The sequence below is a fragment of the Mycobacterium helveticum genome, from assembly GCF_007714205.1.
In the GTDB taxonomy this organism is placed as follows: domain Bacteria; phylum Actinomycetota; class Actinomycetes; order Mycobacteriales; family Mycobacteriaceae; genus Mycobacterium; species Mycobacterium helveticum.
On sequence record NZ_VMQU01000405.1, the window covers coordinates 1 to 261 of the forward strand.

General features: G+C 73.9%; 1 protein-coding gene. It reads right to left on the reverse strand.

Features of this window, described 5'->3' with window-relative positions; translation table 11 throughout:
- Positions 1–261 (reverse strand): DUF222 domain-containing protein (locus tag FPZ47_RS28105; protein WP_145039863.1); only part of this gene is annotated, 261 nt, incomplete at both ends.

Here is a 261-nt window from a genome sequence, read left to right on the forward strand (position 1 = left end):
GTGGCGGGGGCCCAGGTCGGCGGCCGCGCGCACCCGCCGAGAGGCGTCGGTGCGGGTGATCAACGCCGCCTCGGCGACCGCGTGCGACAGCGTGCCGCCCAACTCCTCCGGGGTGGCCTGGTGGGCCAGGGTGTTGATCACCGCATGCTCCAATGCGGGCAGGCGCCGGCGCACCTTTTCCACGCGGGCCAGCCACGCCAACAACTCCGGGGTGGTCAACGCCTCGCAGTCATGACCGAGCAGCCGGTCCACGGCGGCGTC